Source organism: Pseudoalteromonas sp. P1-30, assembly GCF_001400005.1.
Lineage (GTDB): Bacteria > Pseudomonadota > Gammaproteobacteria > Enterobacterales > Alteromonadaceae > Pseudoalteromonas > Pseudoalteromonas atlantica.
The window spans coordinates 116,686-137,831 of sequence record NZ_LKBC01000004.1 but is presented as its reverse complement, the minus strand read 5'-3'; the positions used below and the strand labels follow the sequence as shown (position 1 = coordinate 137,831).

Annotated in this window: 20 protein-coding genes; 14 read left to right on the top strand and 6 right to left on the bottom strand. The window is 41.1% G+C overall.

From position 1 onward, the window contains the following. Positions 1 to 13: 13 nt before the first annotated feature. The gene (locus AN395_RS10105; RefSeq protein WP_054982928.1) at positions 14 to 2,530 is read right to left on the bottom strand and encodes a penicillin-binding protein 1A; all 2,517 of its coding nucleotides are present in this window, start codon (positions 2,528 to 2,530) and stop codon (positions 14 to 16) included. A 131-nt stretch (positions 2,531 to 2,661) separates the two neighbouring features. Between AN395_RS10105 and AN395_RS10100 the strand changes: the two genes are divergently transcribed. From AN395_RS10100 to AN395_RS10060, 9 genes are all read left to right on the top strand, one after another. Then, positions 2,662 to 3,741: a pilus assembly protein PilM gene (locus AN395_RS10100; RefSeq protein ID WP_004589345.1), complete on the top strand. Its 1,080-nt coding sequence runs from the start codon at positions 2,662 to 2,664 to the stop codon at positions 3,739 to 3,741. Beyond that, entirely contained in the window at positions 3,729 to 4,301 is a 573-nt protein-coding gene (locus AN395_RS10095; RefSeq protein ID WP_054982927.1) for a PilN domain-containing protein, read from the top strand. The genes AN395_RS10100 and AN395_RS10095 overlap by 13 nt, the downstream gene beginning before the upstream one ends. Next, complete coding sequence (locus tag AN395_RS10090; RefSeq protein ID WP_004589347.1) at positions 4,291 to 4,896, top strand: type 4a pilus biogenesis protein PilO; 606 nt, start codon at positions 4,291 to 4,293, stop codon at positions 4,894 to 4,896. Before AN395_RS10095 ends, AN395_RS10090 begins: the two co-directional genes overlap by 11 nt. Continuing rightward, on the top strand, positions 4,893 to 5,429 hold the full coding sequence (locus AN395_RS10085) for a pilus assembly protein PilP (protein WP_024032530.1): 537 nt from the start codon (positions 4,893 to 4,895) through the stop codon (positions 5,427 to 5,429). Before AN395_RS10090 ends, AN395_RS10085 begins: the two co-directional genes overlap by 4 nt. Next, positions 5,416 to 7,506 carry a type IV pilus secretin PilQ gene (locus tag AN395_RS10080; RefSeq protein WP_054982926.1) on the top strand — a complete coding sequence of 697 codons (2,091 nt, stop codon included), beginning with the start codon at positions 5,416 to 5,418 and terminating at the stop codon, positions 7,504 to 7,506. Before AN395_RS10085 ends, AN395_RS10080 begins: the two co-directional genes overlap by 14 nt. 184 nt (positions 7,507 to 7,690) lie before the next feature. Further along, positions 7,691 to 8,209, top strand: coding sequence for a shikimate kinase AroK (gene aroK, locus AN395_RS10075; protein WP_004589350.1), 519 nt, complete (start codon positions 7,691 to 7,693; stop codon positions 8,207 to 8,209). A 28-nt stretch (positions 8,210 to 8,237) separates the two neighbouring features. After that, a complete protein-coding gene (gene aroB, locus AN395_RS10070; protein WP_024032528.1) occupies positions 8,238 to 9,308 on the top strand; it encodes a 3-dehydroquinate synthase in 1,071 nt (356 codons plus the stop codon). Next, positions 9,308 to 10,687 carry an AAA family ATPase gene (locus AN395_RS10065; protein WP_054982925.1) on the top strand — a complete coding sequence of 460 codons (1,380 nt, stop codon included), beginning with the start codon at positions 9,308 to 9,310 and terminating at the stop codon, positions 10,685 to 10,687. The genes aroB and AN395_RS10065 overlap by 1 nt, the downstream gene beginning before the upstream one ends. A gap of 53 nt (positions 10,688 to 10,740) precedes the next feature. Further along, complete coding sequence (locus tag AN395_RS10060) at positions 10,741 to 11,607, top strand: Dam family site-specific DNA-(adenine-N6)-methyltransferase (protein ID WP_054982924.1); 867 nt, start codon at positions 10,741 to 10,743, stop codon at positions 11,605 to 11,607. Here AN395_RS10060 and AN395_RS10055 read toward each other — a convergent pair. Together AN395_RS10055 and AN395_RS10050 are read right to left on the bottom strand one after the other, a co-directional pair. Beyond that, a complete protein-coding gene (locus tag AN395_RS10055) occupies positions 11,555 to 11,740 on the bottom strand; it encodes a DUF2970 domain-containing protein (RefSeq protein ID WP_024032525.1) in 186 nt (61 codons plus the stop codon). The genes AN395_RS10060 and AN395_RS10055 overlap by 53 nt on opposite strands. A 3-nt stretch (positions 11,741 to 11,743) precedes the next feature. After that, positions 11,744 to 12,040, bottom strand: coding sequence for a hypothetical protein (locus AN395_RS10050; protein ID WP_054982923.1), 297 nt, complete (start codon positions 12,038 to 12,040; stop codon positions 11,744 to 11,746). Between the two features lie 426 nt (positions 12,041 to 12,466). Between AN395_RS10050 and rpe the strand changes: the two genes are divergently transcribed. From rpe to trpS, 3 genes are read left to right on the top strand one after another with little or no spacing between them, the layout of a single operon-like run. Further along, positions 12,467 to 13,150, top strand: a complete 684-nt coding sequence (rpe, locus tag AN395_RS10045; RefSeq protein WP_054982922.1) for a ribulose-phosphate 3-epimerase — start codon at positions 12,467 to 12,469, stop codon at positions 13,148 to 13,150. Then, positions 13,150 to 13,815 carry a phosphoglycolate phosphatase gene (locus AN395_RS10040; RefSeq protein WP_004589357.1) on the top strand — a complete coding sequence of 222 codons (666 nt, stop codon included), beginning with the start codon at positions 13,150 to 13,152 and terminating at the stop codon, positions 13,813 to 13,815. Before rpe ends, AN395_RS10040 begins: the two co-directional genes overlap by 1 nt. Before the next feature lie 33 nt (positions 13,816 to 13,848). Beyond that, positions 13,849 to 14,853, top strand: a complete 1,005-nt coding sequence (gene trpS, locus AN395_RS10035) for a tryptophan--tRNA ligase (protein WP_029771853.1) — start codon at positions 13,849 to 13,851, stop codon at positions 14,851 to 14,853. An 87-nt stretch (positions 14,854 to 14,940) separates the two neighbouring features. On the opposite strand, the gene uvrA is transcribed toward trpS, so the two are convergent. Continuing rightward, positions 14,941 to 17,760 (bottom strand): excinuclease ABC subunit UvrA, encoded by a 2,820-nt coding sequence (gene uvrA / locus AN395_RS10030; protein ID WP_054982959.1) that lies wholly within the window; start codon positions 17,758 to 17,760, stop codon positions 14,941 to 14,943. Positions 17,761 to 17,923: 163 nt separating this feature from the next. On the opposite strand from uvrA, the gene AN395_RS10025 reads away from it, so the two are divergent. Continuing rightward, complete coding sequence (locus AN395_RS10025) at positions 17,924 to 19,291, top strand: MFS transporter (protein ID WP_054982921.1); 1,368 nt, start codon at positions 17,924 to 17,926, stop codon at positions 19,289 to 19,291. A gap of 20 nt (positions 19,292 to 19,311) precedes the next feature. Beyond that, entirely contained in the window at positions 19,312 to 20,016 is a 705-nt protein-coding gene (gene ssb, locus AN395_RS10020; protein WP_024032519.1) for a single-stranded DNA-binding protein, read from the top strand. Between the two features lie 121 nt (positions 20,017 to 20,137). On the opposite strand, the gene AN395_RS10015 is transcribed toward ssb, so the two are convergent. Beyond that, on the bottom strand, positions 20,138 to 20,548 hold the full coding sequence (locus AN395_RS10015; protein ID WP_054982920.1) for a hypothetical protein: 411 nt from the start codon (positions 20,546 to 20,548) through the stop codon (positions 20,138 to 20,140). A 63-nt stretch (positions 20,549 to 20,611) separates the two neighbouring features. Beyond that, a complete protein-coding gene (locus AN395_RS10010) occupies positions 20,612 to 21,145 on the bottom strand; it encodes a redoxin domain-containing protein (RefSeq protein WP_054982919.1) in 534 nt (177 codons plus the stop codon). Between the last annotated feature and the right edge of the window lies 1 nt (position 21,146).

Here is a 21,146-nt window from a genome sequence, read left to right as displayed (position 1 = left end):
GCCGTTTTTGTTTTTAGAATAACTCTTCTTCTGTTTTTGTATCTTCTTCAAAAATATCAGTTGGCTGAGACAGCACATATTTTGTAGGCGCAGTGCCTTTTTCAAAATATTCAAAGCGACTGGTGTAGTCGTTTTTATGACTTAACAAACCTGTTTTTAAATCGATACGAATTGAAACTAGTCCTTCAGGAGGCTCTATTGGCGCCTCTGGTGTGCCCTCAAGCGCCACTTTCATAAAATCAACCCAAGCAGGCTGTGCCGTTTTGGCGCCCGATTCAGCACCAGAGATTTGACTGCTATCTAGGTTGTTATTATAGGTTGAGCGTCCTAACGAGTTACCTGGGTTGTCAAAACCAACCCATACAGACGTTACTACATTGCGGTTAAAGCCGCTAAACCAAGTATCAACAGAGTCATTGGTTGTGCCTGTTTTACCCGATAGATCGCGTCTATCTAATGCTTGCGCACGCCAACCTGTCCCGCTCCAGCCTGTTTTATGGGTCCAGCTACCGCCACCCCATACTGCGCTGTGCATTGCTTCAGCAATTAAAAAAGCATTTTGCTTTGAAATAACACGTGGTGCACAACGTGGTTGCGTGGCTGTATCATCTGTTATGTCGGTATCTAGGTTATTGTTGGCAAAGCTATCCACTGCTTTAGAGACGGGTAATAGCTCGTCTTCATCGCAAGCAAGAGCCGGGTTTGCTTTAAATAGTACATTGCCATAGGCATCTTGAATTTCAGATATAAAGTAAGGTTCAATTAAGTGACCGCCATTAGCAAATGCGCTCATGCCGCGAGCAAGCTCTAATGGCGTGATTGATGCACTGCCTAATGCTAACGATTCACTGCGGTTAATATCAGCATCTTTAAAACCAAACTTAAGCAAGTGATCGGCGGTGCGTTGTAACCCTACACCGCGAAGTAAGCGCACAGAAATAACGTTTTTAGATTGTGCAAGTGCACGGCGAATACGTATAGGGCCATTATAAACGGCTGGGCTGTTTTTTGGTCGCCACGCTACACCTAAACTTTTATCCCACTGGTTTATTGGCGCGTCGTTTAAAATAGAGGCCAATGTATAGCCATTTTCGAGCGCAGCAGAATATATAAAGGGTTTAATATTAGAGCCAACTTGGCGTTTAGCTTGTACCGCTCGGTTGTATTGGCTTTGCTCAAAACTGTAACCACCTACTATAGCTTTAATACGACCATCTTGTGGGTCGAGTGAAACAAGTGCACTGGCAGCTTCTGGTATTTGGCTTAGTAGGTAACTGTTGTCGTTATTTTTACGCAGCCATATTTGCATGCCAGGGGTAAGAATGTCAGTAGCAGCTTTAGGGGCAAAACTTTGGCGGTAGCGAGTAATGTATTTGCGCGCCCATTTTAAATTATCCCAATCAAGTGTGGTGCGCTGGCCATTTTTTAAAATAACGTCAGCGGTTTTCTCTGCCACATTTAACACCACGCCAGCATGCAAATCAGCTATTTCTTTAACAGGTTTTAGCTTTTCTATAATTTGCTGCTCACTTAAGGCAGGCTGTGTTTCTGGATCCCACAACACGTCTACAGGCCCACGAAAGCCATGACGCATATCGTAGTTATGTAAATTATTAACTAAAGCTGTTTGCGCAGCCTTTTGAACTTTAGACTCCACAGAGGTAAATATTTTAAAGCCAGAGTTATATGCTTTTTCTACACCGTAGCGCTCAACCATCTGAGCACGAACCATCTCAGAGATATAAGGGGCGTAAAGGTCTATCTCAGCACCGTGAAAATAAGCTGTGATAGGCTGGTTAGCCGCATCGTTGTATTGCTGTTGCGTAATATAGTTTTCAGTAAGTAAGCGACCAAGCACTACATTACGACGTGCTTTAGCTCTAATTGGGTTACGAATCGGGTTAAGCGCCGAAGGGGCTTTAGGTAAACCGGCAATCATTGCCATTTGTGCAAGAGTGAGGTCTTTTAGCTCTTTACCATAGTAAACTTGAGCAGCAGCCCCAATACCAAATGCACGATTACCTAGTTCTATTTTATTAAGATACAGCTCAAGAATTTCGTCTTTTGTTAATACACTTTCAATATGTAGAGCTATAAAAATCTCTTTAACTTTACGAATATACGCTTTTTCTCGTGTTAAAAAGAAGTTACGAGCAAGCTGCATAGTAATGGTACTCGCGCCCTGTTTTTTCTCACCTGTTGAAATTAACACAATAGCAGAGCGGACAATACCAATAGGATCTATACCAATATGGTCATAAAAACGGTTGTCTTCTGTTGCTAAAAAAGCATCAATTAAAGGCTGGGGGATTTCGTCTATAGTGACGGGGATGCGGCGTTTTTCACCAAATTGATTAATTAAGAGTCCATCTTTGGTAAAGACTTGCATAGGGGTTTGTAATTGCACGTCTTTTAAAACTTGCACACTGGGGATATCAGGTTTAACGTAATAATAAAGGCTGATTAAAGTGATCAGACCAAATAACGTGCAAATGATAAAAAATTGTAATGTTCGTTTTAATAAAATCACTTATATTTCCCTAAATGGACTCCCAATTGCGAGTTTAGACTGCTAGTATATATTGATTAAAAAATGAATAATATTTTTTACTAAAAAAATTATAACTTGTTTATTATTAAAACAAAGGTCAAGTTGCAAACATGCTAAGTCAACTATTTCAAAAGCCATCCACTGCGATGGTCGGAATTGATATCGGATCGCACTCTATCAAAGCAGTGCTTTTAAGTGAAATTGAAACGGGATTTCGACTAGAAGCACTTGCAATTGAACCTATGCCAAAAGGCGCAATGAGCGAGCGCTCTATTCAGGATATTGAAGCAATTGGTAACATAATTACAAAATTAAAAAGAAAACTACCAAAATCTTTAAAATCAGCGGCAGTGGCTGTATCAGGGCAAACCGTTATCACTAAAGTTATTTTTATGGATGTTTCATTAAGTGACGCTGAATTAGAGTCGCAAATTGAAATAGAAGCTGACAGCTTAATACCTTACCCCCTTGATGAAGTGAGTTTAGATTTTGAAAAGCTCTCTACCAACGAAGCCGACCCGAGTAAAATGAATGTGTTGTTATCTGCTGCACGTACAGAAAGTGTTGAAGCCCGTGTGGGCGCACTTGAGGCGGCAAACTTAACCGCTAAAGTGGTTGATGTTGAAAGCTATGCGTTAAGTAGAGCAATGGATGTGTATTATCAGCAATTACCAAGTGACGCCTTTAATAAGTGTGTTGCTGTGGTAGATATTGGCGCTGTTTTAATGTTGGTCAGTGTTGTTCAAGCAGGTGAAACAATTTATACCCGTGACCAAGTGTTTGGTGGCGACCAATACACTAACAGCATTGTGTCTTACTATAACAAAGGCTTTGATGAGGCTGAAATAGGCAAAACAACGGGTGACTTACCCCCTAATTATACTTTTGAAGTGCTGGCACCGTTTCAAACATCATTATTGCAACAAGTGCGCCGTGCGGTACAAATGTTTTTAACAACTACAGGTAAAGATCAAGTAGATTATATTGTGCTAACCGGCGGTACATCGATGATTGACGGTTTAGATAGGTTGTTAATTGAAGAGCTAGGTATTCATGCTGTGGTTGCTGAACCATTTGCAAATATGGAAGTTTCGCCAAAAGTAGACAGAAATGTAATGCAGCGAAATAGAACGCAGTTTGCAATTGCTACTGGTTTGGCATTAAGGAGCTTTTCATCATGCCACATATAAATCTATTGCCGTGGCGAGAGCTGCAGCGTGAAGAATCAAAAAAGAAATTTATAACAATTTTAGTTGCGGTTGTTATTTGCTGTTTTGCAAGTATGTACTTACTTAGCTCTTTTTACGCGGGTTTAAAAGATGGCCAAAATTTAAAAAATAATTATTTAAGCTCAGAAATAAGCATGCTTGATAAAAAAATCAGTGAAATTAGAAATCTTGATAAGCGAAAAGAAAATTTACAACAACGTATGCGATTAATTGAAGAGCTACAAAGCAGCCGTAATTTAGGTACTCAAATTATGGATGAAGTAGCTAAAATTGTACCTCAAGGCGTGTATTTAACTAAGCTTGAGCGCCGCGGTAGTCAAATACATGTGCTAGGGCGCAGTGAATCAAACAATCGTTTATCTACTATGCTGCGTCAGGTGCAAGGCTCATATTTATTAGAAAGACCTACCATGCAAGGCATTGTGGCAGGCGATCAAACATCACGGTTACTCAGTGATTTTAATATGGAGTTTTACGTAAAACCATTTGATGAAATTGGTGAGGTAAGTGATGAACCTTGATTTAAAAGCCTTAAATGAAATAGATTGGAATGAAATTGAGCTCGACAACATTGGCGAGTGGCCCGTTGCAGTAAAAGCAATTTGTTGCTTATTTATAGCCGGTTTAGTGTTGTTTTTTAGTTACAGCCTATTGGTATCTGATGAAATTGACAGCTATCACAGCGCGGTAGCTAAAGAAGTAGAGCTGCGCAGTACCTACAGAACAAAGTATGCCGTAGCCAGTAAGCTTGATATATACCGCCAGCAAATGGTTGAAATGGAAGATAAGTTTTCACAACTACTAAAGCGATTACCTACCTCAAATGAAACCCCAGGCCTGTTAGACGATTTATCTTATGTAGGTACTACTAGCGGTTTAACATTTTTGAAAATTGGCTGGTTACCTGAAGTCGAAAAAGAGTTTTATACTGAGCTGCCAATAAAAATTGAAGTAATAGGCACTTACCATGAATTTGGTGAATTTGTAGGAAAAGTAGCCCAATTACCACGAATTGTAAGTTTACACGACTTTTCGATTGTATCATCTGGCGAAAAGCAACTAACATTCAGTGTGGTAGCAAAAACATATCGTTATGAAGAAGGGGTTAAAAAGTGAGATTAGTCCCTTTATTATCATTATCAGTTTTATTGTTGGCAGGTTGTAACGACGATACGTCGGAGCAAAAAGAATTTATTGACCAAGTTAAGGCCAGCACCACGCCTAAAGTTGAGGAAATACCTGAATTAACGCAGTTTGAACATTTTGAATATAATGCATCGCAGTTACGTAGTCCTTTTGTGGCTCCGCAGCCTGAAATTATTCAAAATAAACTAACGCAAATTAAAAATTGTTTACACCCTGACCCTGATAGAGTGAGAGAGCCACTAGAAAAGTACCCGCTCGATAACCTATCAATGAAAGGTACATTAGGCTCTAACGGGCAAATGTGGGCACTGATCACCGCAGCGGATGAAACGCTGCATAGGGTAACGGTAAATAATTACTTAGGAACGTATGACGGTAAAGTTAAGTCTGTAAGTAGTGATTATGTAGAACTAGTTGAATTAATCCCTGATGGGTCGGGTTGTTGGAAAGAGCGGCTGACTAAATTGGAAATGTTAGAGGCGGCAAATAATGGCGCAAATTAATAATAAAAAAGGTAAAACACACATGCATAAAGATGTACTTTGGCATCATCGTTTTCAAACGGTGTTATTTGTCATATTGGCTCTTTTTGTCGCAAAAACAGCCAGTGCAGCGCCGCTACTTTATGATGTACGTTATAACCCCTTGCTAAAAGGCGAGACAGAGTTACAACTTGTATTTGACGAAGAGCTAACACAACAACCTAAAATTCAAGTACACAACACACCAGCGCGCATAGAAATGCTATTTGATGGTGCAGAACTAGAACAGGGCCTTGAAAATGTGCCGGTCGATCACGCAGGTATTAACAGTGTAAGCAGCGTACTAACAGAGCAGGGTTTAAAAGTTACGGTAAATTTAGAGCGTTTAAAAATATACGAAACAGAAGTTAATAATAACTTAGTGTCGTTGCGCGTATCTGATAACCCGCTGACTGAACAAGCTTCTGATGAAAGCAGCAATAGTTATGATGCCTCAAGCGCTTATATTAATCGGATTCAATCTATTGATTTTCGCCGTGGTGAAAAAGGTGAAGCAAAAGTTTTAGTATTTTTACAAGACACGCAAGCTGCAATAGAAGTACATGAAAGTGGTGGAAAAATAATTGCAGAGTTTCATCACACAGATATTTTAGACGACTTACTGTATGAATTAGATGTGCTTGATTTTGGTACTGTAGTAAGTACCATCGAAACCTTTAAAGAAGATAGCTTAAGCCGTGTAGTTATTGAGCCTAATGCTGCTTTTACCTTTACCTACCAGCAAATAGATAACATTTTAACGTTAACCATTGAAAAAGATGAAACGCAAAATGCCTATTTAGATGGCGGCAAAGAATATCAAGGTCGTCCAATGACCTTAAACTTCCAAGATATTTCGGTTAGAGCTGTACTGCAAATCATAGCGGGTTATAACGAGTTTAACTTAGTAACGAGTGACTCAGTAACCGGCAATATTACGCTTCGTTTAGATGGCGTTCCATGGGATCAGGCTTTAGACGTTGTACTACGTATTAAAGGACTTGATAAGCGCATGGATGGCTCTATATTGATGGTTGCGCCAGCTGAAGAGCTCGCAGCACGTGAAGCTAAAGATTTACTAGCAAAACAAAAGGTCGAGGATTTAGAGCCGCTTTACAGTGAGTATATTCGTTTAAACTACGCTAAGGCTGAAGATTTTGCGGATTTACTCAAAACCGATACTAACAGCATCATTTCTGCCCGAGGCAGTGTATCGGTTGACCAGCGTACCAATACATTACTTATTAAAGATACAGCGAAGAGCATTGAGAGTATTCGTCGTATGATTGAAACACTCGATATTCCAGTGCAACAGGTTGTTATTGAATCACGTATGGTAACAGTGCGCGATAACGTCACAGAAGATTTAGGCGTGCGTTGGGGGTTTAGTGATCAACAAGATAGTGATGGTATATCTGGCTCGCTTGAAGGAGCTGAGTCTATCTCAAATGGCACTATTCCTGATTTATCAGACCGTCTTAATGTAAACCTACCTATTACTAACCCTGCGGCAAGTATTGGTTTACACATAGCTAAGTTGGCTAATGGCACTTTAATTGATTTAGAGCTTAGTGCTTTAGAAGAAGAAAATAAAGGTGAGATTATTGCGAGCCCGCGCATTACTGCAGCTAATCAGCAAAAAGCACGTATTGAGCAAGGTACTGAAATCCCCTATACCGAATCGGCCTCAAGTGGCGCTACTACTGTAAGCTTTAAAAAAGCGGTATTGAGCCTTGAGGTTACACCGCATATAACGCCTGATAACAAAGTTATTTTAGACTTAGTTATTACACAAGATACTCGTGGCGAAACGGTTCAAACCGGAACAGGTGAAGCGGTTTCGATAGACACTCAACAAATTGAAACACAAGTGCTGGTTGATAACGGCCAAACCGTTGTGCTGGGTGGTATTTTTCAGCAGCAAATAATTAATACCACAAATAAAGTACCTGTACTTGGTGATATTCCATATGTTGGACGCTTATTTAAGAGCACCAGCGAGTTTAATGAGAAACGTGAATTACTTATTTTCGTGACACCGAAAATACAAATAGATTAAAATTTAGTGGTTTTATGTTCGTCAACGAGTGTTTATTGATAATAATTGCTCGTTATATGGCTTTTTATTGTAATAGACTTGAAATACCCGGCCAATTACTGAGATAATCCCCTCCTTAATTTTGGGGCCAGGTCGTTAGGCGGGGTTTTATTTCAAATTTTAGAGTTCGTTTGTACTAAAAGATATGGCTGAGAAACGTAATATATTTCTAGTTGGCCCCATGGGGGCTGGCAAAAGCACGATTGGTCGTCACATCGCTGACCAATTACACCTTGAATTTGTCGATTCTGATCAAGAAATCGAACGCCGTACCGGTGCAGATATTGCCTGGGTGTTTGATCTTGAGGGTGAAGAAGGCTTTAGACTTCGTGAAGAATCTGTTATTGGCGACTTAACCGAAATGCAAGGTATTGTACTTGCAACCGGTGGTGGTTCAGTAATGAGTAAAGAAGTTCGAAACAAGCTTTCGGCTCGTGGTATCGTTGTATACCTAGAGACACCTATAGAAAAGCAAGTTGCACGCACGCAACGCGACAAGCGTCGCCCATTACTGCAAACTGAAGAAGCACCTCGTAATGTACTAGAGCGCTTAGCAGAAGAACGCGAGCCACTATACAAAGAAGTTGCCGATTTTGTTGTACGCACCGATGAGCAAAGCGCTAAAGTTGTTGCTAACCAAATCATCGAGAAATTAGATTTTTAAAAACCAATAATAAAGGAAATAACAAAGCATGCTTGAATTAACTGTTAATTTGGACGAGCGAAGTTATCCTATTTTTATTGGTCAATCTGCACTTCAAGATAATGGCCGCCTTGTTCACCACATTGGTGATTGTCGGCCTATCATTATCACTAACGACACAGTTGCGCCTTTATATTTACAAGGACTGCTTGATTCGTTAGCTGATCTAGACCCTCTTTCTTTTGTCATTCCAGATGGTGAGCAATACAAGTCGCTTGAATGGTTTGAGAAAATATCTGCTTTTTTATTGCAAAATAATTGCGGCCGAGACACATGCTTAATTGCACTAGGTGGCGGCGTTATTGGCGATTTAACAGGTTTTGTTGCTGCATGTTATCAGCGCGGTGTACCGTTTATTCAAATTCCGACCACGGTACTATCACAAGTTGACTCCTCTGTAGGGGGCAAAACAGCGGTAAATCACCCACTGGGTAAAAACATGATTGGGGCGTTTTATCAGCCGCAAGCGGTTTTTATTGATACTAATTCACTTCACACTTTACCGGCGCGCGAATTTGCAGCGGGTATGGCCGAAGTTATTAAGTATGGTTTAATTTACGATACCGAGCTATTTGCTTTTATTGAGCAAAATGTAGAAAAGCTACAGCAACTAGATGAAGCAAGTTTGCAGCATATTATTTATAGATGTTGTGAAATTAAAGCGCTTATCGTGGCGCAAGATGAAAAAGAAAATGGCCTTCGTGCATTACTCAACTTAGGGCATACCTTTGCGCATGCAATTGAAGCGCAAATGGGATACGGTGTATGGCTACATGGCGAGGCTGTTGCTACCGGAATGGTACTTGCTGCTAAATTAGCGCATACACGCGGTGATTTATCGCAAACTGAGGTAGATAGAATTGTAACGCTACTCAAGCTTTATAATTTACCGACTGAGATCCCAAGTGAAATGACTGCTGAGCAGTTTTTAATGCATATGCGCAAAGACAAAAAAAATAAAAAAGGCACTATCCGCTTTATTTTACCTACTCAATTTGGTCAATGCGCATTGGTAGATGACGTATCAGACGACCAAGTTAGAGCGTTAATCGAGCAATAATGCAGGCGCAAATTTTACCAAGCCGTGCGGCGTTGGTGGATAGAATCGCTCTGCAATTTGAATACGGGCAAAACTTAATTGTATTACTAGGCACCTCTGGCCTAGGCAAAAGTTATATGCTCGAAACCTTCATCACCGACAAATACAACAGTTTTAATAAAGCATTTGTACAAGTAAGTGCCAGTGTAAATGATGTATCACTGATGAGTGATATATTAGAGCAAAGCTTTAACTCTCCGCTGATTGACCACGATTTATCGTTAAGTGAAAACTTTTACCAATTGTTGCAGCAGCAGCCGTGTGAGGCTTGTTTGTGGGTGCTCGATAATGCAAGGCACCTATCTGAAGAGCTATTACAGGAATTAGAGTTACTTGCCAAAAACAGCCCTGTAACGCTTTATATCATGCTAGCTTCGCAATCAAAGCTAGCTATTAATAATGCCGTTGAAATTTACTTAGAGCCTTTATCTGCACTTGAATCTAAACAGCTAATGAGCTGGTATTTTCCTAATTTACCGTACGATGAAGACCCCGTATTTAGCGCATTTTTAAATGAAGCGAATGGCAACCCCAGCTTATTATTAGCATGGCAACCAACGGAGCATGTGGCTGATATTGTAAAAAAAGATAAAGTGTCGTGGCGAGTACACTTAATCTCGTTGTTAATTATAATTATGCTACTTATCATTGGTTTGCTGTATAAAAATGATATGACTCAGTGGTGGCAAACGTACTATCAAAATCAACAAAGCCAGGTCATAGATACCGCTATTCCTGCTTCTAAAATTACCGCTATCCCGAGCGTGGATAAAGAAGTCAGTAATGCGAATGCTGATATTTCAAAAGCGGATTTGCCTTTAGAGCCGGTCAGCTATAAATCACAAGGTAATGTAGCGCCTCATAAAAACGATGTGCCGGCGATAATGCAAAGCCTAACGCACCAAGCTCAACTAAGCGCTCAGAGTGAGCAAAGTGAACAAAGTGAGGCGTTACCACAAAGCTTAAACACTCCTGAGACTATTGAGCCAATCGAAAGTGACGATAAAGAAAGCCCGCAGCCTAAAACCTCAAATAACGTATCAGATAACGCTTGGTATTTAGCACAGCCAGATAATAATACAACTGTGCAGCTGCTAGCTGTTACACAGGAAAAAATCACCCGTGAGTTTATTATTCAACATAATTTAAGCCAGCGCGCTAAGGTATATCAAACTAAGCGAAATAATAAAGTGTGGTGGGTGGTTACTATTGGCAGTTATGCATCACTCGCTGATGCTAAAAGTGCGTTGTCTGCCTTGTCGAGTGCGCTTAGAAAGAACAAGCCTTTTTATAAAAAAATCAGCAAAATAAAACAAGAAATTGCACGACTTGATCAGTAAACTGACTCACTTTAGTGTAAAATCGCGCTACAGCAGATTGAAGTTAAGAACCAATGCAACAAAAGAGTAGAGCCTTCCTTAAATGGGCTGGCGGTAAATACAGCCTAGTTGAAGATATTAATGCACGTTTATCTCAAGCCAGCAAACACGCTGAAACCTTGGTAGAACCTTTTGTAGGTGCAGGCTCGGTATTTTTAAATAGTAATTTTAAACACTATTTACTCAACGACATCAATGCTGATTTAATTAACTTATACAAAGAGCTCAAGCGCTCGCCTGATGAGTTTATAAGCGACTCTAAAAAACTATTTGTTGATTTAAATAACCACCCAGACGCTTACTACGAATACCGTGTACAGTTTAATAAAAGCAATGATGTATATGAGCGCGCAATGCTCTTTTTATACATGAATCGCCATGGTTACAATGGGCTGTGTAGGTATAACCTCAAAGGCATTTTTAACGTGCCATTTGGTAAATATAAAAAGCCTTATTTTCCAGAAAAAGAAATGTACTTTTTTGCCGAAAAAGCACAAAAAGCCACATTTACCTGCCTAAGCTACGATGATGTGTTTAAGCTTGTGCCAAACAATGCGGTTATTTATTGCGATCCGCCTTATGTACCGCTAAGTAAAACAGCGTCGTTTACCTCTTATGCTAAAGGCGGGTTTAATTTAGACGATCAAGCAAACTTGGCAAACTTAGCCGAGCAAGCCGCGTTTAAAAACAATACCCCAGTGCTTATATCTAACCACGATACCGTATGGACGCGAAAAATTTATAGCCAAGCTACACTTGGTAAAATTCAGGTAAAACGAACTATCAGCCCTAAAGGTGGATCACGCAACAAGGTCGACGAGTTAATGGCTATGTATTTAGCACCCAAGCAACCACTGCGTAAATTGTCACTACAAAAATAACAAAAAACAGCACAGCTAAAGCAATAATAAAAAGAGGGGAGTGTTGTTGGAAGTCGGCTTGGCGTTTGTGCTCTGATTGCACACCAAAAAATGCTGCTAGCACACTTTGCAACGCGCTAATAAAGTGCAGCATTATTTAAAATAGAGGTTTTATTGAAGGCGTATTCTTAGCGTCTTCTGAGCTAGTTAACAGCTCTAATAAATCTAAATAATGAAACTGCGCACTGCGGCTATCGCCTGTTAGCCACGAAAACCACGATGAGTCTTCTTCTACTTTCGCACACGTTAAGGTGTTTGGAGCGTTTTTACTACTTGCCTGATGCTGACAATTGCTAACTAAGCTTAAATCTTGCTCAGAACTTGGCGCAAAACTAAATGCCCCAATAAATAACAATGCCGACGCAATTAAGATCCCTGTTTTAAATGCACGCATAATATTAGCCTAAAATTAAGTTACTCCTTTAATAATAACAAAAGCTGTATAAATAACAAACTAATATTTACCTGTAATAGCTAAGGCCTGTTGAAACTTGCGAGTTAAAGTGTGCTCTCAAGCTAAGAGTTTTTAAATCGCGCCCCGAAGTTTGTAATCGAGTGGGCACAATAACTGCTCTTACGTTAATCTAATAGCTTACATCATGTAAGCAAAGCTTGTGCGTCTACTCACGGCCTTACCAAAAATTAAACATGCTGCCCAAAACTCAACCACTAAAGCTCAACACGCCCTAAAGCTTTTCATAAATAAATACTTATATATTTAAATCGATATTTTTAGTTATGCCTAATTTACAGTGTATTACTTGGGAAACCTCAGCATTTACGGTACATTAAGGCATACTTTACTGATTGACGGATTACTATGTTAAACCCTGAACAAAAATACTTAATTGCGCCTTCTATTTTGTCAGCCGATTTTGCAAAATTAGGCGAAGATGTGGATAAAGTACTCGCTGCAGGCGCTGATGTAGTACATTTTGATGTCATGGACAATCACTACGTGCCTAATCTCACTATTGGGCCTATGGTGTGTAAAGCGCTTAGAGATTACGGTGTAACAGCGCCTATAGATGTGCACCTAATGGTAAAACCAGTCGATAGTATAATCCCTTTGTTTGCAGAGGCCGGCGCATCAATAATTACTTTTCACCCTGAGGCCAGCGAGCATATAGACCGCACCATACAGCTCATTAAAGACCATGGTTGTAAAGCAGGCTTAGTATTTAACCCTGCCACTAGCCTTAGCTACCTCGATCACGTTATTGATAAGCTAGATACTATTTTATTAATGTCGGTAAACCCAGGCTTTGGCGGCCAAAGCTTTATCCCCCACACCCTTGAAAAACTAGCTCAAGCTAAGCAGCGTATAGTTGAGTCGGGTCGTGATATTCGCCTAGAAGTAGATGGTGGTATTAAGGTTGATAACATAGCCGCAGCGGCGCAAGCAGGAGCCGATATGTTTGTAGCAGGGTCTGCTATTTTTAATGAGCCTGATTACAAGGTTGTTATTGATCAAATGCGTGAGCAGTTAGGAAACGTAAAGTAATGAAATATGATGTAGCTTTGTTCGACCTTGACGGCACACTTGTTGATAGCGTTTACGATTTATACCTAGCAGTAAACTTAACACTGAGTGATTTAGCGTTTCCTATTGTTAGCCAAAGCTTGGTTGAAAGCTGGATAGGCAACGGTATTGAAACCCTAGTCAAGCGTGCACTCAGCGGCGATATGCAAATTAGCGAACATTTAGATGAAGCGCTTAGTGCAAAAGCCATTGCCTTATTTTACCAACATTATGAGCAGCTAGTGGGCAAGTATAGTGTGTTGTATCAGCATGTAGAAACAGGGCTCAGTGCTTTGCGGGGCATGCCAAAAGCACTTGTTACTAATAAGGCGCGTCTATTTACCGAGCTACTACTTGATAAGCTTTCCCTTACCAGTCACTTTGAAGTGATAGTGTGTGGAGACGATATGGCTAAAAAGCCTTCACCAGCGCCTTTATTGTATGCATGTAAAAAGCTGAATGTTGAGCCGAGTAAGGCTATTATGATTGGCGATTCAAAAAGCGATATATTGGCAGCACATGCCGCTAAAATTGATGTAATAGCGGTGGATTATGGTTATAACCAAGGCGAAAATCTTGAGGATTATAATCCACAGTACCTATGCGATAACTTCTTAGATATAATACCAACACTAACACAGCGTTAAAATTTTTAATTAACTAAACAGTAAAGGAAAATCATGAGTAAACCAGTAGTTTTAAGTGGCATTCAGCCAACCGGTGGTATGACAATAGGCAACTATGTTGGCGCTATTAACCAGTGGCTAAAGCTACAGGAAGACCACGAAAGTTTCTTTATGCTTGTTGATTTACACGCGATTACCGTGCGCCAAGAGCCTGAACTTCTTCGCTCTCGTGTATTAGATGGTATAGCGTTATATGCGGCATGTGGCATAGATCCTGAAAAATCGGCCTTATTTGTACAGTCGCAAGTGCCAGAGCACGCGCAGTTAGCATGGGTGCTAAATTGTTACGCACAAATGGGCGAGCTTAACCGTATGACCCAGTTTAAAGACAAGTCATCTAAGCATGCTAACAATGTAAACGTCGGTTTATTTTCGTACCCAGTATTACAAGCAGCGGATATTTTATTATATCAAGCTGACCAAGTACCGGTAGGGGATGACCAAAAGCAGCACTTAGAATTAACTCGAGATATAGCGACACGCTTTAATAATTTATACGGTGACGTATTTAAGTTACCTGAGCCATATATTCCCGAATTTGGCGCACGCGTAATGAGCCTTCAAGATCCGCTCAAAAAAATGTCTAAGTCTGATGAAAACCCTAATGGCTACATCATGCTATTAGATGAGCCTAAAAAGATTGAGAAAAAGCTTAAAAAAGCAGTAACCGATTCAGACGAGCAAGCGCGTATTTACTTTGACCGCACTGAAAAGCCAGGCGTTTCTAATTTACTTACTTTATTAAGCGTAGCCACTAAGCGCTCAATTGAAGACTTAGTGCCAGAGTACGAAGATAAAATGTATGGCCACCTGAAAAAAGACACAGCCGATGCAGTTGTTAGCATGATTGAGCCAATCCAAGCACGTTTTAAAGAGATCAGAGAAGATCAAAACCTACTTGATAGCATCATGAAATCAGGCGCAGAAAAAGCCAGTGTACGTGCAGAAAAAACACTTAAATCGGTTTACGATGCACTAGGGTTTATTCCTCGTACATAAATTGCTTTACTAGTATAAGCAAATAAAAATGCCGCTAAATTTAGCGGCATTTTTGTAACTTTTAATGAATACTTTTTATTATCTATCTTAAAGCAATGGTTTTAGGTAATGCCCAGTATGCGAGCGCTCACATTCGGCTACTTCTTCAGGCGTGCCTGCAATGAGTATTTCACCGCCGCCAGCGCCCCCTTCAGGGCCTAAATCAACCACCCAGTCTGCGGTTTTAACCACATCTAAGTTATGCTCAATTACCACAATGGTATTACCATGATCGCGCAGGCGATGTAGTACCACAAGTAGTTGTTCAATATCGGCAAAGTGAAGGCCGGTTGTTGGCTCATCAAGTATATACAATGTTTTACCTGTATCGCGTTTAGAAAGCTCACGAGCCAGTTTTACACGTTGTGCTTCACCACCAGAGAGCGTGGTAGCAGCTTGCCCTAGGCGAATATACGATAAACCAACGTCCATTAGCGTTTTAAGTTTACGCGCTATTGCAGGTATTTTATCAAAATAGTCGTGCGCATCTTCAACGGTCATTTCGAGTACTTGGTGAATGTTTTTACCTTTGTATTGTACTTCTAAGGTTTCGCGGTTGTATCGTGCTCCTTTACATACATCACACGGTACATATACATCAGGTAAAAAGTGCATTTCTACTTTAATTACACCATCCCCTTGGCAGGCTTCACAGCGCCCGCCTTTCACGTTAAAGCTAAAGCGACCTACTTTATAGCCGCGAGAGCGGGCTTCTTGTGTACCTGCAAATAACTCACGAATACCGGTAAAAATACCTGTGTAGGTTGCAGGGTTTGAGCGCGGTGTGCGACCAATTGGGCTTTGGTCAATATCAATCACTTTGTCAAAATGATCAAGGCCACTAATTGATTTGTAAGGCGCGGCTTCTGCTGTAGTCGCGCCGTTAAGCTCGGTATGCGCAAGCTTAAAGAGTGTATCGTTAATGAGCGTTGATTTACCTGAGCCCGATACCCCTGTAATACAGGTTAATAAGCCAAATGGAATTTTTAAGTCTACATTTTTTAGGTTATTCCCTGTGGCACCAAATAGCTCAAGCCATTTGTCGCTGGTTGGGTTACGCTCTTGTGGCACTTCTATTTTGCGCACGCCTGATAAAAACTGGCCAGTTACTGAGTCTTTAGTGGCTAAAATATCGTCACGTGTACCTTGTGCAATAATATGGCCGCCGTGCACACCCGCGCCTGGGCCAATATCAATAATATGATCGGCTGCGCGAATCGCGTCTTCATCGTGCTCAACAACAATAACGGTATTACCTAAGTCGCGTAAATGCACCAATGTTTGTAATAAACGGTCGTTATCGCGCTGGTGTAAACCAATTGATGGCTCATCCAGTACGTACATTACGCCTACAAGGCCTGCACCTATTTGACTGGCTAAACGAATACGCTGGGCTTCACCACCGGAGAGGGTATCGGCACTGCGCTCAAGCGATAAGTAATTAAGGCCTACATTAATTAAAAACGATAAGCGGTCGCGAATTTCTTTCAGGATTTTTTCAGCTATTTGAGCTTTTTGACCTGTTAGCGATAACCCTTCAAAAAAGTCCATCGCTTCGCCAATACTCATAGTTGTAATAGCAGGTAGGTTTGTTTGACCTATAAATACGTGGCGTGCTTCTTGGCGCAAACGCGAGCCATGACAACTAGGGCACGCTTGGCTAGTTTGATATTTAGCGAGCTCTTCACGCACCGAGTTTGACTCAGTTTCGCGATAGCGACGGTTCATGTTGTTTAACACGCCTTCAAACTCGTGGTTGCGTGTTATTAAATCGCCTCTGTCGTTACGGTAGTTAAAGGCTATTTTTGTTTGCCCTGAGCCTTCTAAAATAATTTTTTGCGATTCTTTAGCCAGCTTTTCAAATGGCACATCTAAATCAAAGTTATAGTGCTCGGCGACCGCCTGTAGCATTTGAAAATAATAAAAGCTGCGTTTATCCCAGCCTTTAATAGCACCACCGGCAAGGCTGAGCTCTGGGTTATGTACCACACGGTTGGGATCAAAGTATTGGCGTACGCCTAAACCATCACAGCTTTGACACGCACCGGCAGGGTTATTAAACGAAAATAAGCGCGGTTCTAATTCGGTCATTGCGTAGCCACAGGTGGGGCAGGCAAAATTTGCCGAGAACAGCATTTCTTCTATCGTACTGTCGTCCATGTAGGCTACATTTGCCACACCGCCAGACATCTCTAGTGCGGTTTCGAACGACTCTGCTAAACGCTGCTGTTGGCCATCTTTTACTTTAAAGCGGTCAACAACCACTTCAATAGTGTGTTTTTTATGAAGCTCAAGCGTTGGTGGATCTGATAAGTCGCATACTTCACCGTCTATACGAGCACGAATGTAGCCTTGGCTTGCAAGTTGCTCAAGTAATTTAACGTGCTCACCTTTACGATCTTTAACCACTGGCGCTAAAAGCATCAGCTTAGTGCCCTCTGGCAGTGCTAAAACGGTATCAACCATTTGGCTAATTGTTTGAGCTGCAAGCGGTAAGTCGTGGGTTGGGCAGCGTGGTTCGCCCACGCGGGCAAACATTAAACGCAAGTAATCGTATATTTCGGTAATGGTACCCACTGTTGAGCGAGGATTGTGCGATGTAGATTTTTGCTCAATAGAAATGGCGGGAGAGAGGCCTTCAATATGATCAACGTCAGGCTTTTCCATTAACGATAAAAATTGCCTTGCGTAGGCAGAAAGTGACTCAACATAACGACGCTGTCCTTCTGCATATAAAGTATCAAATGCCAGTGATGACTTTCCCGAACCAGATAGGCCTGTGATAACAATTAATTTATCACGTGGGATGGTTAGGCTGATGTCTTTTAAATTGTGCGTACGGGCGCCTCGGACTTCAATGTTTTCCATGCTATCTCGTTTATTACCAAAATTATTTGTCCAGTATCGCATAATACGAAACATTATTAATCAATGATCAACGAAAAAATCCTTACTTATAGGCGATTAATTATTGCCAAGCTTGTGGTAGAATCCCAGCCTAAATTTTTCATATCGTAAGAATACGCAGATAATGACCGCATCTTCACTTAATTCACGAGAAAAGCGCGCCGCTGTATCGCTGGCGAGTGTGTTTGCATTTAGAATGCTCGGCTTGTTTATGCTGATGCCTGTATTGGCTATTTATGGCCAATCGCTTGATGGTTTTTCGCCTATGTGGATAGGATTTGCTATTGGCGCGTATGGCTTAACGCAAGCGGTACTGCAAATTCCTATGGGGCGTTTGTCAGATAAAATAGGCCGTAAAAAAGTCATTGTTGGTGGCTTAGTTGTGTTTGCGTTGGGCTCTGTTATTGCAGCCCTTGCTGAATCTATTCAAATGGTTACAGTGGGCCGTGCACTACAAGGTATGGGCGCTATAGCCAGTGCGCTGCTTGCTTTTGCCAGCGACCTAAGCCGCGACGAACAGCGCCCTAAAGTAATGGCCGTAATTGGTATGAGCATAGGCATGAGCTTTGCTTTTGCTATGTTACTTGGGCCTATTGTTGCCGCGTCGTGGGGTGTAGCGGGAGTATTCTGGTTAACAGCAATACTTGCCGTGTTCGGTATTGGTATTATTTTATTTTTAGTGCCAAACGCAGTAAACAAAGCGCCCAAAGGCGATACCTTGGCAAGCTTTAGTGATATTAAAAAGCTTATTAAGCATCCGCAATTATCGCGCTTAAATGCAGGTGTATTACTGCTACATTTAACGCTAACCACTATTTTTGTGGTACTGCCGAGCCAACTAATAAAAGATGGCTTAGTGGCAAACCATCATTGGTATTTATATATTCCAGTATTGCTGTTAGCGTTTATTTTAATGGTCCCTATTATGATTATTGCCATTAAAAAAGAAAAAGAAAAACAGGCGTTTATTGGCTCAGTAGCACTGCTTTCTATTAGTATGCTTGCTATGTCTATTTGGGTGAATAGCGTGGTTGGCATTGCCATTTGTATGCTGCTTTATTTTGTAGCATTTAATTTTTTAGAAGCCACTATGCCTGCGCTTGTATCGCGTATTGCGCCCGCTAGCCAAAAAGGTTCGGCAATGGGTGGGTATTCGTCTAGCCAGTTTTTGGGGGCTTTTTTAGGTGGTATTTTAGGGGGTTATGTTGCCCAAACTACAAGTACGCAAGCTGTGTTTGCGGCAGCGGCACTTGTTGGGTTAATATGGCTTATTATTGCGTGGAAAATGCAAGTCCCACCGAAAAGTAAAGTTATTAGTTTAATGACCAATTTAAGTTCTGAAGAGCAAGCTCAAGCACTTGCTTCTCAGCTAGTTGCTTTACCTGGCGTAATAGAAGCAACAGTAGTACGCGACGAAAGCCGCAGCTATTTAAAGATTAATGATAAAGAATTTGACCTAGACCAAGCACGTAAAGTAGCTGGTTTAATCTAACGTTTATAGGAGAAGGTTCCATGGCACGCGGTGTGAACAAAGTAATTTTGGTTGGTAATTTAGGACAAGATCCTGAAGTTCGTTACATGCCTAATGGCAATGGTGTAGCAAATATTACCTTAGCAACGTCAGACAGCTATAAAGACAAAAACACTGGCCAAATGGTTGATAAAACTGAATGGCACCGTGTAGTATTTTTTGGCAAGCTAGCTGAAATTGTTGGTGAGTACTGCCGTAAAGGCTCGCAAATTTACGTTGAAGGTAAACTTCAAACACGTAAATGGACCGACCAACAAGGCCAAGAAAAATACACAACAGAAATCGTTGTTGATGGCTTTACGGGTCAAATGCAAATGCTAGGTGCTCGCGGTGGCGATCAGCAAGGTGGTGGTTATCAAGGTAATCAAGGCGGCCAACAAGGTGGCGGTTACCAAAATAATCAACAAGGCGGTGGCTATGGTCAAAACAACCAAGCCCAAAACAGCCAGCAAGGTGGTTATGCACCACAGCAACAAGCTGCACCAGCACAACGCCCAGCTGCAGCTCCTGCTCCACAGCAAAATAACCAATACCAACAATCAAACAACAGTGGCTTTGCTCCTGGGCAAAGTAATGCGCCACAGCAGCAAGGTGGTTTTGCACCTAAGCCGCAAAACGCCCCTCAGGGCGGTGCATCAAATCCTATGGAACCAACAATAGATTTTGATGACGACATTCCGTTTTGATCAAAGACAAAAAACAAAATGTTGAAAAATAATATTAAAAGCCGCTATTTAGCGGCTTTTTTGTAACTACACGTTTTAGCACAAAAGGCACTGTTTCTATCTACCATTTAACGCCTTAAAGTCACTCAAAACGCGCTATTAGCGCCTTTTTATAGGCTAAAAATTGAATGGCACATATAACTAAAAAGCAGCCTGAGTAAGAGACTAACTGAGCAACTGGCTCGGGGCGAACAAAATATTCATGTAACAGCGCCCCAATTAACGTACCCGCCAATAAAACATACGCAACATAGATAAACAGTGCTTTTTGCTTTTCATTTTTAATAAACAAAAGAGCAAGCATCATTAAACCCACTACCAACTCCAGTAAACCAACGCTATACATATAAATTTTAGCGTTAACGGGCAGTACCTGTGCAAAGTAGCTAAAGGTTTTAACGCTTACTTGCGCTGCTAATAATTTTGGCAGGGCAAACTTAAACATAAAAAGCGCGCTGGCTAAATTTAAAAGATTACTAAATAAATTCTTCATGAAGGCTTATGCCTTAATAAAGCAGCCGTCAGGTAATAAACGCCACGGTTGCAATTTAAATGGTTACACAACAGTGCCGCGAATAGGGCAGTTATTTTGCTCTTTAATAAACTTTAAGCCTCTTACAACCACGTCTAATTCAGGGCGTAAATACGGGGCATTAGAAATATTTACAGCTTGCAATATCCCTTGCTTATTTACGACAAACATAGCGGGCTCTGCAAAGTTGTGGTCGGTTTCTTGCTCAGAGCGAGGTGAGGAAATATACAGCCCAAGTTGTTTCATTTGCTGCTGTGTTAAACCATAAGCTATAGGAAAGCTAACCGCGAGCGTGTCCATACTTTGTGTTAGCTGTGCGCGGTTATCTGCAGAAACAGCACAAACGCTTACGCCAAGTTCCTTTAATGCGGGTAATTGCGCTTCAAGTAAATTTAAGTAACGCATACAAAGCGGGCAGTGCTTGCCTCTGTATACCACGAGCATTTGCCACTCGGCACCACCGTGCGGCTTACTTAGATCTGCGGTTGTACCATCGAGCAAGTGTGCAGTAACTGTTGGAAATGAATTACCGGCTATTAATTTAAATGACTCTGACATA

Excerpts from the sequence above, each read along its gene's own strand:
- aroK (WP_004589350.1), top strand. The coding sequence starts at position 7,691 with ATGGCTGAGAAACGTAATATATTTCTAGTTGGCCCCATGGGGGCTGGC.
- AN395_RS10090 (WP_004589347.1), top strand. The coding sequence starts at position 4,291 with ATGAACCTTGATTTAAAAGCCTTAAATGAAATAGATTGGAATGAAATT.
- ssb (WP_024032519.1), top strand. The coding sequence starts at position 19,312 with ATGGCACGCGGTGTGAACAAAGTAATTTTGGTTGGTAATTTAGGACAA.
- AN395_RS10040 (WP_004589357.1), top strand. The coding sequence starts at position 13,150 with ATGAAATATGATGTAGCTTTGTTCGACCTTGACGGCACACTTGTTGAT.
- uvrA (WP_054982959.1), bottom strand. The coding sequence starts at position 17,760 with ATGGAAAACATTGAAGTCCGAGGCGCCCGTACGCACAATTTAAAAGAC.
- trpS (WP_029771853.1), top strand. The coding sequence starts at position 13,849 with ATGAGTAAACCAGTAGTTTTAAGTGGCATTCAGCCAACCGGTGGTATG.
- rpe (WP_054982922.1), top strand. The coding sequence starts at position 12,467 with ATGTTAAACCCTGAACAAAAATACTTAATTGCGCCTTCTATTTTGTCA.
- aroB (WP_024032528.1), top strand. The coding sequence starts at position 8,238 with ATGCTTGAATTAACTGTTAATTTGGACGAGCGAAGTTATCCTATTTTT.
- AN395_RS10095 (WP_054982927.1), top strand. The coding sequence starts at position 3,729 with ATGCCACATATAAATCTATTGCCGTGGCGAGAGCTGCAGCGTGAAGAA.
- AN395_RS10010 (WP_054982919.1), bottom strand. The coding sequence starts at position 21,145 with ATGTCAGAGTCATTTAAATTAATAGCCGGTAATTCATTTCCAACAGTT.
- AN395_RS10015 (WP_054982920.1), bottom strand. The coding sequence starts at position 20,548 with ATGAAGAATTTATTTAGTAATCTTTTAAATTTAGCCAGCGCGCTTTTT.
- AN395_RS10025 (WP_054982921.1), top strand. The coding sequence starts at position 17,924 with ATGACCGCATCTTCACTTAATTCACGAGAAAAGCGCGCCGCTGTATCG.
- AN395_RS10055 (WP_024032525.1), bottom strand. The coding sequence starts at position 11,740 with ATGCTGCACTTTATTAGCGCGTTGCAAAGTGTGCTAGCAGCATTTTTT.
- AN395_RS10050 (WP_054982923.1), bottom strand. The coding sequence starts at position 12,040 with ATGCGTGCATTTAAAACAGGGATCTTAATTGCGTCGGCATTGTTATTT.
- AN395_RS10065 (WP_054982925.1), top strand. The coding sequence starts at position 9,308 with ATGCAGGCGCAAATTTTACCAAGCCGTGCGGCGTTGGTGGATAGAATC.
- AN395_RS10060 (WP_054982924.1), top strand. The coding sequence starts at position 10,741 with ATGCAACAAAAGAGTAGAGCCTTCCTTAAATGGGCTGGCGGTAAATAC.
- AN395_RS10100 (WP_004589345.1), top strand. The coding sequence starts at position 2,662 with ATGCTAAGTCAACTATTTCAAAAGCCATCCACTGCGATGGTCGGAATT.
- AN395_RS10080 (WP_054982926.1), top strand. The coding sequence starts at position 5,416 with ATGGCGCAAATTAATAATAAAAAAGGTAAAACACACATGCATAAAGAT.